Source organism: Pseudomonas sp. VI4.1 (assembly GCF_002029345.1).
Classification (GTDB): Bacteria; Pseudomonadota; Gammaproteobacteria; order Pseudomonadales; family Pseudomonadaceae; genus Aquipseudomonas.
Map to the genome: position 1 here is coordinate 1 of NZ_MULM01000136.1, position 13,142 is coordinate 13,142.

Genomic DNA, 13,142 nt, shown 5'->3' on the forward strand with positions numbered 1-13,142 from the left:
AGCTGGCTTGCCAGCGAAGAGGCCGTCACATTCAACATCAATGGTGGACTGATGCTCCGCCTTCGCTCCAGCCAGCTCCTACAGGGGATCGCGTTTCAAGTCGCAGATATCAAAAAGCCCCGCCATCGCTGGCAGGGCTTTTTTGCATCCAGGGAATCAGATCCCCATATTGCCCAACGCCTGCACAATATTACGCAAGGTGCCGGCCAGGGTCGGATGTTCGAGTTCGAAGCGTTCGACAGCCAGATTCACATTATCGGAAAGGCTGGAATCCTGGGTCTTGGTTTCAAGTTCAAGTTCAAGCTCGATCTGCTGCATCAGCTTGTGCAGGTCATCGCGCTCGAGTTCGGTCAGCGGTGGATTCTGTTCCAATTGCTCGCGCAGGGTATTGAGCTGTTCTTGCAGTTCGCGGGCAGGCATGGTGTTCTTCCTTTTATCGATAGGCACTGGCATAGACCGCAGCGGCACGCCAAAGGTCTATGGCTGTCCTTTAGATTAATCCACTCCCGCGCAACCTGCATACGTTCATCGGTGGGGAGGTGTTCAGGGCTTCTCGCCCTTGAGCCGGCGCAGGCGGATGTCGGCCAGGCAGGTGTCAAGTTCGCCGAGGTGATCGATCACCGAATGCACACCCAGGCCGAACAGGTGCACCGTGGCCTTGCCGCGTTTGATGTCCCGTTCCTGCTGGGTCAATGCCTGCCATTCGTTGGGCGCCAGCCCGCAGAGCGAACCGCAGGAGGCCAGGCCGATCGTCCACAATCCGGCATTCAACCCCGATTGCAGCAAGCGCGGTTCGCCACTGACCAGCACGCAACCCTCCAGGCGCTCCACATTCAAGCGCATCAATGCTTGCCAGCAGGCATCGGGGGCCGGCCACGGATTGATTGTTGCAAGGTGTTGCGATGGAATTATCCATTCCGGCAGGGCGGCGGCCAGGGAATGGCAGAGGGCAGGGGGCAGTTCATCGAGCCAGGCGCAGGGAATCCGTTGCCGTTGCAAATTGTGCAGGCTCTCCAGGGCGCCGGGCGTGACCTCGGCCTGTTCGCTGGCGTGGCTGCCGTGACGGTGCGTGCGGGCGCCGAAATCCACCAGGCAACCACTGAGGCCGAACAGCACGGCGGTCAGGCTGGGTGCAGCGAGGGGCAAGGTTTCGGCGTGCGGCATATTAACGTCCCTGAAATAGTTTCAAGGCTAGGGGCCGATGGTGACAGTTGCGTGACATCGCGGTGAATCGCCGAACATCATCGCCAATCTGTTACCTGGAATGCACGATGCTGCCTAAAGCGACTATTCCGTCTTATACTAGCCAGCTTATCGCTTGGGCCCCTGCGCCCGCGCCAGTAACAATCCAAGGAGTTTTCTATGCGCTGGAGCAATCATCTAGCTCGGCTTTCTGTGTGCGCCAGTGTGCTGGTGGTTCCGTTCGTTGCCCAGGCCGCCACCGAAGAAGATCCTTGGGAAAGCGTCAATCGCCCGATCTACAAGTTCAACGACGTGCTCGACACCTATGCCCTGAAGCCCTTGGCTCAAGGCTACCAGTTCGTGACGCCGCAGTTCCTCGAAGACGGCATCCACAACATGTTCCGCAACGTCGGTGACGTCACCAACCTGGCCAACGACCTCTTGCAGGCCAAGCCGGCCGCCGCAGGTGTCGACACTGCGCGCCTGATCTTCAACACCACCTTCGGCGTGCTGGGCTTCTTCGACGTGGGCACCAAGATGGGCCTGCAGCGCAACGACGAAGACTTCGGCCAGACTCTCGGTTACTGGGGCATGGGCAGCGGGCCTTACGTAATGCTGCCTTTTCTGGGCCCAAGCACCCTGCGTGACGCGCCGTCCAAGTATGTCGACGGCTACACCGGCCCCTACCGCTACATGGACGACGTATCGCTGCGTAACTCGATCATGGGCCTTTACATCATCGACACCCGCGCCAGCCTGCTGTCGGCCGAGAAGCTGATCAGCGGCGACAAATACACCTTCATCCGGAATGCGTACCTGCAGAATCGCGAATTCCGGGTCAAGGACGGCCAGGTCGAAGACGATTTCTGATCTTCGCAGGAGCAAGTTCGCTCGCGATGGACGTCAACGATCACGCGCGCTCCCTGAACAAACGCAACACCCTGTAGGAGCGAGCTTGCTCGCGATGGACGTCAACGATAACGCGTATTTCCTGAATAAACGCGTCGCCCTTGAGACCATCGCGAGCAAGCTCGCTCCTACAGTTGTTTAATTCGGTGAATGACGAAATACCCGTTAAATCGGCAGGTTACGACCTTCCATCCAGTTACGCTCCAGCCGGTTTTTATAACTCCCGGTCATTTGGCAAGCAAAGACGTCAAGCGACCATCGGCGTGAGCTTGAAACGCCCCGCGGATGGGAGTACCGTCTGCGCCTTAGAAGGGCACCTCTGGTGTACCCGTGTGTAGGGCAAATTCCCGAAAACGGTGCGACGGAGAGGCTAGAAAGCGAATCCAGTAGTGTGAGCCGGGTCAAAACCCCTGCCTGCTACGCCAACCTAATTCTGGCGCCGTTTGCCCACATGCCAAAAACCAGTGCCACGCTGCTGATAATCGATGATGACGAAGTAGTGCGAGCGAGTCTCGCCGCCTACTTGGAAGACAGTGGTTTCAGCGTCTTGCAGGCCAGCAATGGCCAGCAGGGTCTTCAGGTATTCGAGCAATTCAAGCCCGACTTGGTCATCTGCGATCTGCGCATGCCGCAGATGGGCGGGCTCGAACTTATCCGCCAGGTCACCGAGCGATCGCCACAAACCCCGGTCATCGTGGTGTCGGGCGCCGGCGTGATGAACGATGCGGTCGAGGCCCTGCGCCTGGGCGCGGCGGATTACCTGATCAAGCCCCTCGAAGATCTGGCGGTGCTCGAGCACTCTGTGCGCCGGGCCCTGGATCGTGCGCGCCTGCTGCTGGAAAACCAGCGCTACCGCGAGAAGCTGGAAAAGGCCAACCGTGAGCTTGAGGCCAGCCTGAACCTGCTCCAGGAAGACCAGAACGCCGGTCGCCAGGTGCAGATGAACATGTTGCCGGTCAGCCCCTGGAGCATCGACGAGTTCCAGTTTGCGCACCAGATCATCCCGTCGCTGTACCTGTCGGGCGATTTCGTCGACTACTTTCGGGTCGACGACCACCGGGTCGCGTTCTACCTCGCCGATGTGTCCGGGCATGGCGCCTCGTCGGCTTTCGTCACCGTGCTGTTGAAGTTCATGACCACGCGCCTGCTGTTCGAATCCAAGCGCAGCGGTACATTGCCGGAATTCAAGCCTTCAGAGGTCCTTGGTCATATCAACCGAGGCCTGATCAGTTGTAAGCTGGGTAAACACGTCACAATGGTCGGTGGAGTCATCGACGAGGAGACAGGTTTGTTGACCTATAGCATCGGCGGTCATTTGCCGTTGCCTGTGTTGTACACGCCAGACAGTGTTCGTTATCTGGAAGGACGTGGTCTGCCGGTGGGCCTCTTCAATGAAGCCACCTACGAAGACCACGTGCTGGAGCTGCCGCCGACATTCAGCCTGACGCTGATGTCCGACGGCATCCTGGACCTTTTGCCAGAACCGACACTCAAAGAAAAAGAAGCGGCTTTGCCCCAACGGGTCAAGGCAGCGGGCGGCAGCCTGGATGGTCTGCGGCAGGTTTTTGGATTGGCCACGCTGGGGGAGATGCCGGATGATATCGCCCTGTTGGTGTTGAGCAGGAATCTTTGATGAGTACCGGTAGAATCCAGTTCGCCGAGCAGGACGGCACCTTCGTCCTCAAGTTCGTCGGTGAAGTTCGCCTGACCCTGTGTTCGGCGTTGGATGCGACTATTGAGCGGATCTTCACTTCGTTGAATTTCAACGCGATCGTGATCGACCTGACCGAAACCCGCAGCATCGACAGCACCACCCTGGGCCTGCTGGCCAAACTGTCGATCCTGTCGCGGCAAAAGGTCGGCCTGCTGCCGACCGTGGTCACCACCCACGAAGACATCACCCGGCTGCTGCAGTCCATGGGCTTCGAGCAGGTGTTCAACATCGTTGACCGCCCGATCCCGTGCCCCGAGTGCCTGACCGACCTGCCAGACCAGGACCAGTCCGAAGAAGTGGTGCGGATCAAAGTGCTCGAAGCGCACAAGATCCTCATGGGCCTGAACGACTCCAACCGCGAAGCCTTCCACGACCTGGTAAATGCCCTCGAGCGGCACTGATCCCCAATCAATGGCCAGCTCCCCCTTGTGGGAGCGAGACCGGACCAGTCACCACCCAGTTGAATATGCCGCCCCATCGCGGGCAAGCCACGCTCCAACAAGCTCAGCGTCGTCCACATCCCCCATGGACGACACAGCCCCCTGTAGGAGCGAGCTTGCCCGCGAAGGCGCCATAACAAACACCACATCCCCCGCCGCGAAGCCACCCAACACCCAAATTCAACGCAAAAAAAAGGACGAACCCAAGGTCCGCCCTTTTTGCATCGCTCTGACCTAAATCACAACTTGGCCTGCAACAACGCCTCAAGCTTCTCCTGATCCCGAGCAAACTGACGAATACCCTCGGCCAGCTTCTCGGTCGCCATTGCATCCTCGTTGGACAACCAACGGAACTGCGCTTCATTCAGGCTCAAACGCGCCTCACCGGCGTTGCCCGGCGCCAACTTGCGCTCCAGCTTGCCGTTATCCGCCGCCAGCTTCTCCAGCAGGTCCGGGCTGATGGTCAGGCGGTCGCAACCGGCCAACTGCTCGATCTGATTCAGGTTCCGGAAGCTCGCGCCCATCACCACAGTCTTGTAGTCATTGGCCTTGTAGTAGTTATAAATCCGCGTCACCGACTGCACACCCGGATCATCCGCGCCGGTGTAGTCGTTGCCGTTGGCTTTCTTGTACCAGTCGTAGATACGGCCCACGAACGGCGAAATCAGGAACACCCCGGCATCGGCACAAGCCGCGGCCTGAGCGAAGGAGAACAGCAGGGTCAGGTTGGTCTGGATACCTTCCTTTTCCAGCTGCTCGGCAGCGCGGATACCTTCCCAGGTGGACGCGATCTTGATCAGCACCCGGTCACGGCCCACGCCAGCCTTGTCGTACAGGTCGATCAGACGGTGCGCGCGCTTCAATACGGCGTCAGTGTCGAACGACAGGCGCGCATCCACCTCAGTGGAAATACGGCCCGGTACAACCTTGAGGATTTCTTGCCCTACCGCCACGCCAAAACGGTCGCTGGCCAGGCCGACATCGCCCTTGCAGTCGTGAACGCACGCATTCAGCAACTCGGCATAACCGGAAATGGCCGCGGCTTTGAGCAGCAGCGAAGGGTTGGTGGTAGCGTCCACGGGTTTAACGCGAGCGATAGCTTCGAAGTCGCCGGTGTCGGCAACCACGGTGGTCATTTGTTTGAGTTGATCCAGCTTGGAAGTCATGGGCGTGCTCTGTCCTATGGGTCTGGTGACATTACCCGAGCGCTGACAGCCACTCAAGGGCGTGTGCGTGTATCGATGGCCCCGGCGGCAACATCCTGAAAACGGGTGTTTGAAAGGCAGGGCGCGTTATCGATAGTTACGATGCCAAATCCGGGCACAGGTTCAACCGGGGCGACCGTTAACGCCCCTCCAACAACTCCGCCGCCTGATCCAGCAACACCAACGGCTCTTTAGCCTTATGAATATCCACCGACAACAACTGCCGAAACTTGCGCGCCCCCGGGAAACCGGTGCCCAGTCCCAGCACATGCCGGGTGATATGGTGCATCGAACCACCGGCATCGATATGCGCCGCGATGTAGGGCCGCAACTGCGCCAGCGCCTCGGCCCGGCTGATCACCGGCGCCGTGCTGCCGAACAGCTGTTGATCGACCTCGGCCATCACATAAGGGTTGTGATAGGCCTCACGGCCCAGCATCACCCCGTCGAACGTCTGCAAGTGCTCGCGACAAGCCTCCAGCGTCTTGATCCCGCCGTTGAGAATAATCTCCAACTCCGGAAAATCCTCTTTCAACCGCGCCGCCACGTCATAACGCAGGGGCGGAATGTCGCGGTTCTCCTTCGGCGACAACCCCTCCAGAATTGCAATCCGCGCATGCACCGTAAAGCTCGTGCACCCGGCATCCCGCACCGTACCGACGAAATCGCACAACTGCTCGTAACTGTCCCGGCCATTGATCCCGATCCGATGCTTCACCGTCACCGGAATCGACACCGCATCGCGCATCGCCTTCACACAATCGGCCACCAACTGCGGATGCCCCATCAGGCACGCGCCGATCATATTGTTCTGCACCCGATCACTCGGGCAGCCGACATTCAGATTCACCTCGTCGTAGCCATGGTCCTGCGCCATGCGCGCGCACATGGCCAGGTCCAGCGGCACACTGCCACCGAGTTGCAGGGCCAGCGGGTGCTCAGCTTCGTTGTGACGCAGGAAGCGCTCGTGATCGCCGTTGAGCAGCGCGCCGGTGGTGACCATCTCGGTGTAGAGGAGGGCGTGTTTGGAGAGCAGGCGCAGGAAGAAGCGGCAGTGGCGGTCGGTCCAATCCATCATCGGCGCGACGGAGAAACGGCGGGAGAGTGAAGCGGTTTGTAAGGACATTGGGAATCTGAATCAGAGAGGCGAAAGGTCGCAGTTTATCAGGGATGTGATGGTGGCGTTGGGTAGGTATGCCGTTCTGGTGCGGTGTGTTCTTTTCGCCACCGGTACAACTTGGATCGTGGGCGCTACTGTGTGTGAAACACGCCAAGGACTTGAGGGCGATCCCCACGTATACGGTAGGGGATGAGATAGGATCCGTCGGACACTGCCCATTCGCGTGTATTTTTGACCCGGCCTTCGCGGCCCATGGATGGAAATTGGGCCAGTTTGTCTACGCTGGTGAGATAGCATCGGAAAAGTCGTCTGCAGCCTTGGAATTTTCAAGGGCAATGCAACTAGCGTCGTCTCCCAGGTTTTTGAAGGCCTTTTCCAGTCATTCAACTCGCATTCCGGCTCCAGCGGCGAGCGCGCATCGCTGCTACCTGTTCGTCCGTGGCGAATTTACTTTGGTCGGCTTCTTTTACCGCCAATTCGATCTGCGCAGTCAGCGTTCTCTCGTACTCGGTGCAGTCGCGAAGAACGTCCATCGCCAGGTAGCTGGCACTATGGCCGCTTGTCTTGGCCAGATCGGCGAGGGAGTTTGATAGGGCTTCCGGCAGATCCAGGGTTATCCCAGTCATGGCAGCCTCGATGGTGCACATTTATTGGGCACCTTACACCGTCACGGGGTGGTTTGAACCAAGAGGCTGCCGAGGGGGGCATCTCGAAGTCAGCATTTTTTGCTGACTCAGTGAAAAAAGCGCGCTCTAGAGAGCGCGCCTTCTTTATCCCAGCAGATACCTTTCGATCCCACCGATCATTCAGACGATCTTCAACCCTTCAAACGGGTTCCAGCCTTGCGAGCCTTTTTCCTGCTTCAGGTAATACGCATAGTTGGCGCTCAACCCGTACATCAGTGCAAAGACGACGTTCAGGCCGTTGCCCAAGGCATTGGGCAATTCATGACCCAGGATTGTGAAGATCAACGACAGGCTGAAGCTGACGACAACGATGATCCCTATCAGCGCCAGATTCTTTTTCCACAAACCAAGCACGAAAAGGTAAATCGGTCCGAAGAAAATCGCGATGAAGTTGATATTGATCAGCATGCGTTTGCGGGTCGGTAGCTGCTTGAGCGCCGAACTGAAGTCGGGGTTTTTGGGGCTGCCGTGCTGATTGAAAAAAGCGAATCGCTCTTTCCATTTTGGGCTGGCATCGTGGTTTTGCAATTCATCCGTGCTGCTCATGTTCTGTCCTTTTTTGGGGGGCGCTGCTGGTCGAGAGATCGACCAGGTTTTCCTTCAGTGCGTTTGGCAAGGCGTTTTTGTAGGCCGCAGGCCAGTAGCGGTGGCGACTTGAGTCTCCGGCAGCGTAGGAAATTTCACAAGCCATTATGTTCAGCCGCGAGCAGGCTTGGGATCAGAAAGCAAAACCTACCCGCCATTGCTGATGCTGCTGCTTTGACATCAACTGCCAGGCACAATGGCTTGCCGACCGTCACCAACAGCAGAAATAAGGGTGAATTGTTAACGGCGGCCTGCTATTACCCTGTAACCACCTGAACGAAGGAGCGCTGACATGTCGACCTACAAGAAGCTGGCCTTGATGATTGCTGCGCTGTACTTCTCGAACTTCGCCCAAGCCCGCGAGCTGGAGGTTGCCACGGGCGGCGCGACCGTGACCATCAATGGCATTACCTACACCGGGAAAAACATCAGCGTTGACGGCAACCGGGTGGTGGTCGATGGCGTCGAGCAGGCTGTGCCAGTGACAGGTCCGGTGAGCGTCGTCGTGAACGGTAACCCCACCTCGGTTGAAACGGCCGCTGGCAGGGTTCAGGTCACCGGCAATGTCGGCAGCGTCCGCACCATGAGCGGCCATGTCGAGAGTGGTGATATCAATGGCGATGTCACTACCATGTCGGGTGATGTGAGTTGCAAGGTTCATAAGGGCGACACTAAAACAGTCTCCGGCAACATCAGGTAGTCAGTGCCGATCACCTCTGCATGAACAGGATAAGTCGAGCAGCTGATATAAAAATGCTGACCATTTAGTCAGGATAGTTGGCTGTTCTTCTCCCATTACGAGAATCCCCCATGCACAACTACACCGTGCAGTACCTGTTCAACGGCGAGCCCCGCACACACAGGTTCGAACTCACCCAGCCTGAGCTGGCCGAGCATGAGGCAGCGATGCACCTGCTGCAGCTGCATTTTGGCGATGCGGAAAACAGCCTGATCATGCCCACTGCAAATTCGACGCCGGAGGAAATTTTAGAGCAGGCGGAGCGGGTAGGGCTGACGCGGATCAAGGTCGTCGATCAGCCCGGTTGATGCCAGCCTAAGGCACCGCCAACCACTGCTCCAGAACCTTCTGATAATTCCCCGTTACCTTCGCCAGATGCAGCCACTGATCGACATACAACTTCCAGCTGATGTCATCCCGCGGCAGCAGGTAGGCCTTCTCCCCATACTGCATGAACCGGGTGGGATTGACCGCGCACAATCCGGGTTTGAGTTTCTGCTGGTACAGCGCTTCCGAAGCATCAGTGATCATCACGTCGGCCTTCTTGTCGAGCAGCTCCTGGAAGATGGTCACGTTGTCATGCAGGCGCAATTGCGCCTTGGGCAGGAAGGCGTGGACGAAGGCTTCGTTGGTGCCGCCGGCCGGTTCGACCAGGCGTACCGCCGGCTGGTTGATTTGCTCGATGGTCTGGTACGACGCCTGCTCTTCGCAGCGCACCAGCGGGATCTTGCCGTCGACATCCAGGGTGGTGCTGAAGAAGGCTTTTTTCTGGCGCTCCAGCGTGACCGAGATCCCGCCGACCGCGATGTCGCATTTGCCCGCCAGCATGTCGGGCATCAGGGTTTTCCAGGTGGTCTGCACCCACTCGACCTTGACGCCGAGGCTGTCGGCCAGCGAGCGGGCCATGGCGATGTCGATTCCCGAGTATTCGCCGTCATCGGCCTTGGAGGTATAAGGTTTGTAGTCGCCCGTGGTACAGACGCGCAATTGGCCCTGTTGAATGACAGAGTCCAGGTGCGATGGGCTTTGTGCTGCCTGAGCCCCGGTGGATAGGGCGAGCAGGCCGCCGAGCAGCATCGCGCTTTTGATTTTTTTCATTGTTATTGGGCTTTGGATTGGAGTGTCGACGGAGTGTAGTGAATTGGTTTGTCGACTTGAAGAACTGGATACTCCAATCAGGTGTGTTTATTGGCGGGTCGTAGGCTTTGACGACGACGCGACCGTGGCGCCACCGCAATTGATATACGAAGAAGACTTCAGCCAACGCTGGTCCGGATAGTAAGAGAACAGCAACTGCCCATCCTTCATCGAGTCGATCAGCTTGTGCGCAATGGCCGGTCGTACCGCCGGGCAGCCCAGGCTTCGCCCGATTCGTCCGTTCGCCCGTGCAAGTACGGGGCTGACATAAGGTGCGCCGTGGATAACGATCGCCCGGTCAAACGCGTTGTCGTTGAAACCCGGCTCCAGTCCTTCCATGCGCAACGAGTAACCGTTCTGCCCGACATAGCTCGCCTGGGTGCGGTACAGGCCGAGGCTGGTGGCGAAACTTTCGTTCTGATTGGAGAACTTGACCGCCATGTTCTCGCCGCTGTTGCGACCGTGGGCCACCAGTTCGTGGAACAGCAACTTGCGCTTCTTCAGATCGAATACCCACAGCCGCTGTTCGGTGGAGGGCAGTGAATAATCGATCACTGCTAGTCTTTGCACCGGGGCTTTGCCTTGGGCGATGCTACATTGGGAGGCGCGTACCGCCAGTCCAATGACTTTGGCGTTAGCCTGGGGAGCCGCTTTGATCAGCGCAGCTTCAAGCGAATCGGCGTAGGCTGCCGATACTGGGATGGAGGTCAGCAGCAGGGCCGTGATTGCCATGCCAAAGCGGAGTAGCGCCATAATCGGGTCTCATCAGATAGTTTCGAGTCTAGCAGTGTGTGGGATGCTAGCTGTTGAATGCGGAGATTAAGGATTATCCATGGTGCAGTTAACAAGGTTATTCGTCATAAGCCGCGTGTTTTTTATGGTCTTTCTGATCAGCGGTGCAGCGCAGGCGCAAACGTCGCCGATTATGCTGTCATCTCCCGCTGGCGACATGATCGAGGCGGCACCTGATGACATCGTCGCCCAGGCGATTCAGGCCGAGCTGGCGCCGCTGGCGACTGCGTTCCCGCCGCTGCTTACCTCGCCGCGTCATCAGCGGGTGGATGTGAACCGGGTGGTGATGGATTTTTATAGTCATCGCGGTTATCGCGCCGCCTGGTCCCGCGACAGCGACGTTGCCCAGTTGTTGAAAAGCCTGGGCGATACCCAGGTCGATGGGCTCGATCCCGCGGATTTTCGCATTGCCGAGCTGGCCGGGGCGCAAACATACATGCAGTCCATGGTGCCCACCCCGGCCCAGCGCGCTGCGTTCGACATGGCGGCCACCCATACCTTCATTACGGCGTTGCTGCAGTTGCGGCGCGGCAAGGTCGACCCCTCGCGACTGGACATGCATTGGAACTTCGACCCTGTCGGCGTCGATCCCCGCGAAGACGTGAATCATTTCTTCGCCGCACTCGACAACCACGATGTGGCGCGGGCGTTTGCTCAAGCGCCGCCACAAGAAACGGTATATGGCAGCTTGCGCACAGGCCTGGCGCAATTGCGCAAAGTGCGGGACATGGGGGGCTGGCCGAAGGTCGCCGAAGGCCAGTCGCTCAAGCCCGGCATGGATAACGCTACGGTGGCGCAGTTGCGGGCCCGTTTGGTGGCGGGCGGCTATCTGGCTGCGCAACACCCGCCGCGCACGATCTACGACGACGCCGTTATCGCTGCGGTGAAGAAGTATCAATCCGAGCAATACCTGGGGGCGGACGGTGTGGCGGGGGCGGCGACGCTGGCGGCCTTGAATGTGCCGGTCGAGGCGCGGATCGACCAGGTCCGGGTGAATATGGAGCGCGCACGCTGGTTGCTGTACAAGCTGCAGGGCACGTTCGTCATCGTGGATATCGCCGGCTACAAAGTGGCGCTCTACCGCGACGGCAAGGCGATATGGCGTTCACGGGTACAGGTCGGCAAGCCGTTCCGCAGTACGCCGGTGTTCCAGTCCGAGATTACCTACGTCACGTTCAACCCGACCTGGACGGTTCCGCCGACGATCCTGGTCCAGGATATGTTGCCCAAGATTCGCAGCAATCCTGGCTACCTGGCCGCCAACCGCATTCGGGTCCTGGATCGCGAAGGCCATGTGCTCGATCCGGCCGGCGTCGACTGGGACAACCCGCGCGGCCTCACCCTGCGCCAGGATGCCGGCGCGGAAAACTCGCTGGGCCAGGTGGTGATCCGGTTTCCCAACGACTATGCGATTTATCTCCATGACACACCGCATCGGGAGCTGTTTGCCAAGCCCTTCCGCGCCACCAGTTCTGGCTGCATACGGGTGGAAAACCCGCTGCAACTGGTTGAGCTACTGTTCAATGATCCGGTTCGCTGGAATGCCGCCGGGATCCAGGCCCGGTTGGCCAACGGCAAAACCGAAAACATCAGGCTTCCGGTCAAGGTGCCGGTGTTGTTGGCGTACTGGACGGTCGACCTGAGTAACGATGGTCGGGTCATTTTCAAACCCGACATCTACGGGTACGACTCGGCGGTACTTCGGGGCTTGAACATGCCTTCGCAACTGCCCGTCCTGGATTGGCAGCGAGCAGGCAGCCCCGCAGTCGTAGCGGGGAAAAACCAACAGTAACCAGGAAAGGTGCTGGATTTAAAAGCGTTACAGGAGGGAATCTGAAGATGGATGTTGCGCAAAAAAAACCGTCATTTTCTACACGTCAGCCTGATGTGCATGACTTCGATGAGTGTCGCAATATTCAAAAAGGTCCGGTGTTCATCATTGCATCGGGGGCCTCCGCGAAAGATTTTCCGCTGGAGAAGTATGCCGACGTTCCGATGATTACCATGAACGGGGCTATTTCGATGTTCATCGAGCCTGACATCAAGCCGTTCTTTTACGCCTGCACGGACGACGCCTTTTGCCGGCAACAGCCTTATCTGTTTGCTGAAGCCATGCGCCTCAGTCAGCGCATAGCGTTGTGGAAAGACCTCATCAGGTATGAAGCGCTGATGCCTGAGGGCGAGCTTTATTTGCTGACGCCGGCGCCCAAACTCACGTGGAGCGAGGTGATTTTCCGGCCGGATAAAGAACTCATCAGAAGACGAAAATTAGGCACTGGCCGCAATCGCAGCCTGGGTTTCAGCAAGAACCTCAAGCGCGGCTTTTTTGATGCCCGCACAGTGGCCTACCTGGCGTTGCAAATCGCCTATCACCTGGGGTTCAATCAGGTGTTTCTGGTAGGCGTCGACCTGGATCAGTCGGCGGGTCGTTTTTATGAGCAGCCAGGGACCCTTGTGTCGCCTTGCAACCTCGACGAACACTTTCATACGAGAATCCTGCCCTCGTTCGAGATAATGTCGCAGCACGTCATTGATGAAGATTTTCAGGTCTACAACCTCTCCCAATCGTCGCGGATCCCCGATGAACTCGTGCCCCGGGTGACGCTGGATCAGATCGACAGGATGATTTGAAC

At 58.3% G+C, this 13,142-nt stretch carries 15 protein-coding genes and 1 pseudogene; 7 read left to right on the plus strand and 9 right to left on the minus strand.

Annotation, left to right across the window (positions count from 1 at the left end):
* Positions 1-156: 156 nt before the first annotated feature.
* Together BZ163_RS10915 and BZ163_RS10920 are read right to left on the minus strand one after the other, a co-directional pair.
* A complete protein-coding gene (locus BZ163_RS10915) occupies positions 157-420 on the minus strand; it encodes a DUF4404 family protein (protein WP_128870920.1) in 264 nt (87 codons plus the stop codon).
* 123 nt (positions 421-543) lie between these two features.
* Entirely contained in the window at positions 544-1,164 is a 621-nt protein-coding gene (locus BZ163_RS10920) for an HAD family phosphatase (protein WP_128870921.1), read from the minus strand.
* 198 nt (positions 1,165-1,362) lie between these two features.
* On the opposite strand from BZ163_RS10920, the gene BZ163_RS10925 reads away from it, so the two are divergent.
* The 3 genes from BZ163_RS10925 (at position 1,363) to rssC (ending at position 4,206) form a co-directional block, all read left to right on the plus strand.
* Positions 1,363-2,052 (plus strand): VacJ family lipoprotein, encoded by a 690-nt coding sequence (locus tag BZ163_RS10925; RefSeq protein ID WP_128870922.1) that lies wholly within the window; start codon positions 1,363-1,365, stop codon positions 2,050-2,052.
* Positions 2,053-2,542: 490 nt separating this feature from the next.
* Positions 2,543-3,724: a two-component system response regulator RssB gene (gene rssB / locus BZ163_RS10930; RefSeq protein WP_128870923.1), complete on the plus strand. Its 1,182-nt coding sequence runs from the start codon at positions 2,543-2,545 to the stop codon at positions 3,722-3,724.
* Entirely contained in the window at positions 3,724-4,206 is a 483-nt protein-coding gene (gene rssC, locus BZ163_RS10935) for an anti-sigma factor antagonist RssC (RefSeq protein ID WP_064676786.1), read from the plus strand. The genes rssB and rssC overlap by 1 nt, the downstream gene beginning before the upstream one ends.
* A 278-nt stretch (positions 4,207-4,484) precedes the next feature.
* Here rssC and tal read toward each other — a convergent pair whose 3' ends face one another.
* The 5 genes and pseudogenes from tal to BZ163_RS10960 form a co-directional block, all read right to left on the minus strand.
* Positions 4,485-5,411 carry a transaldolase gene (gene tal, locus BZ163_RS10940; protein ID WP_128870924.1) on the minus strand — a complete coding sequence of 309 codons (927 nt, stop codon included), beginning with the start codon at positions 5,409-5,411 and terminating at the stop codon, positions 4,485-4,487.
* Positions 5,412-5,589: 178 nt separating this feature from the next.
* On the minus strand, positions 5,590-6,576 hold the full coding sequence (gene dusA, locus BZ163_RS10945) for a tRNA dihydrouridine(20/20a) synthase DusA (protein ID WP_128870925.1): 987 nt from the start codon (positions 6,574-6,576) through the stop codon (positions 5,590-5,592).
* Positions 6,577-6,701: 125 nt separating this feature from the next.
* Positions 6,702-6,949, minus strand: a pseudogene (locus BZ163_RS10950) (type II toxin-antitoxin system RelE/ParE family toxin).
* 4 nt (positions 6,950-6,953) lie between these two features.
* Positions 6,954-7,196, minus strand: a complete 243-nt coding sequence (locus tag BZ163_RS10955) for a CopG family transcriptional regulator (RefSeq protein ID WP_128870957.1) — start codon at positions 7,194-7,196, stop codon at positions 6,954-6,956.
* A 180-nt stretch (positions 7,197-7,376) separates the two neighbouring features.
* Complete coding sequence (locus BZ163_RS10960; protein ID WP_128870926.1) at positions 7,377-7,802, minus strand: DUF2628 domain-containing protein; 426 nt, start codon at positions 7,800-7,802, stop codon at positions 7,377-7,379.
* Positions 7,803-8,133: 331 nt separating this feature from the next.
* Between BZ163_RS10960 and BZ163_RS10965 the strand changes: the two genes are divergently transcribed.
* Positions 8,134-8,541: a hypothetical protein gene (locus BZ163_RS10965; RefSeq protein WP_128870927.1), complete on the plus strand. Its 408-nt coding sequence runs from the start codon at positions 8,134-8,136 to the stop codon at positions 8,539-8,541.
* 110 nt (positions 8,542-8,651) lie between these two features.
* Complete coding sequence (locus BZ163_RS10970; RefSeq protein WP_128870928.1) at positions 8,652-8,888, plus strand: hypothetical protein; 237 nt, start codon at positions 8,652-8,654, stop codon at positions 8,886-8,888.
* 7 nt (positions 8,889-8,895) lie between these two features.
* Here the strand turns inward: BZ163_RS10970 and BZ163_RS10975 are convergent, their stop codons facing one another.
* Positions 8,896-9,678, minus strand: a complete 783-nt coding sequence (locus tag BZ163_RS10975; protein ID WP_128870929.1) for a transporter substrate-binding domain-containing protein — start codon at positions 9,676-9,678, stop codon at positions 8,896-8,898.
* A gap of 87 nt (positions 9,679-9,765) precedes the next feature.
* Positions 9,766-10,470 carry a murein L,D-transpeptidase catalytic domain family protein gene (locus tag BZ163_RS10980; RefSeq protein WP_128870930.1) on the minus strand — a complete coding sequence of 235 codons (705 nt, stop codon included), beginning with the start codon at positions 10,468-10,470 and terminating at the stop codon, positions 9,766-9,768.
* Positions 10,471-10,549: 79 nt separating this feature from the next.
* On the opposite strand from BZ163_RS10980, the gene BZ163_RS10985 reads away from it, so the two are divergent.
* Complete coding sequence (locus BZ163_RS10985) at positions 10,550-12,301, plus strand: murein L,D-transpeptidase (protein WP_128870931.1); 1,752 nt, start codon at positions 10,550-10,552, stop codon at positions 12,299-12,301.
* Between the two features lie 47 nt (positions 12,302-12,348).
* Positions 12,349-13,140 (plus strand): lipopolysaccharide biosynthesis protein, encoded by a 792-nt coding sequence (locus tag BZ163_RS10990; protein WP_128870932.1) that lies wholly within the window; start codon positions 12,349-12,351, stop codon positions 13,138-13,140.
* The last annotated feature ends 2 nt before the right edge of the window (positions 13,141-13,142 follow it).

What these genes read in the sequence shown, in the direction of transcription:
- BZ163_RS10915 (WP_128870920.1), bottom strand. Translation starts at nt 420, where the DNA reads ATGCCTGCCCGCGAACTGCAAGAACAGCTCAATACCCTGCGCGAGCAA.
- BZ163_RS10920 (WP_128870921.1), bottom strand. Translation starts at nt 1,164, where the DNA reads ATGCCGCACGCCGAAACCTTGCCCCTCGCTGCACCCAGCCTGACCGCC.
- BZ163_RS10925 (WP_128870922.1), top strand. Translation starts at nt 1,363, where the DNA reads ATGCGCTGGAGCAATCATCTAGCTCGGCTTTCTGTGTGCGCCAGTGTG.
- rssB (WP_128870923.1), top strand. Translation starts at nt 2,543, where the DNA reads ATGCCAAAAACCAGTGCCACGCTGCTGATAATCGATGATGACGAAGTA.
- rssC (WP_064676786.1), top strand. Translation starts at nt 3,724, where the DNA reads ATGAGTACCGGTAGAATCCAGTTCGCCGAGCAGGACGGCACCTTCGTC.
- tal (WP_128870924.1), bottom strand. Translation starts at nt 5,411, where the DNA reads ATGACTTCCAAGCTGGATCAACTCAAACAAATGACCACCGTGGTTGCC.
- dusA (WP_128870925.1), bottom strand. Translation starts at nt 6,576, where the DNA reads ATGTCCTTACAAACCGCTTCACTCTCCCGCCGTTTCTCCGTCGCGCCG.
- BZ163_RS10955 (WP_128870957.1), bottom strand. Translation starts at nt 7,196, where the DNA reads ATGACTGGGATAACCCTGGATCTGCCGGAAGCCCTATCAAACTCCCTC.
- BZ163_RS10960 (WP_128870926.1), bottom strand. Translation starts at nt 7,802, where the DNA reads ATGAGCAGCACGGATGAATTGCAAAACCACGATGCCAGCCCAAAATGG.
- BZ163_RS10965 (WP_128870927.1), top strand. Translation starts at nt 8,134, where the DNA reads ATGTCGACCTACAAGAAGCTGGCCTTGATGATTGCTGCGCTGTACTTC.
- BZ163_RS10970 (WP_128870928.1), top strand. Translation starts at nt 8,652, where the DNA reads ATGCACAACTACACCGTGCAGTACCTGTTCAACGGCGAGCCCCGCACA.
- BZ163_RS10975 (WP_128870929.1), bottom strand. Translation starts at nt 9,678, where the DNA reads ATGAAAAAAATCAAAAGCGCGATGCTGCTCGGCGGCCTGCTCGCCCTA.
- BZ163_RS10980 (WP_128870930.1), bottom strand. Translation starts at nt 10,470, where the DNA reads ATGGCGCTACTCCGCTTTGGCATGGCAATCACGGCCCTGCTGCTGACC.
- BZ163_RS10985 (WP_128870931.1), top strand. Translation starts at nt 10,550, where the DNA reads ATGGTGCAGTTAACAAGGTTATTCGTCATAAGCCGCGTGTTTTTTATG.
- BZ163_RS10990 (WP_128870932.1), top strand. Translation starts at nt 12,349, where the DNA reads ATGGATGTTGCGCAAAAAAAACCGTCATTTTCTACACGTCAGCCTGAT.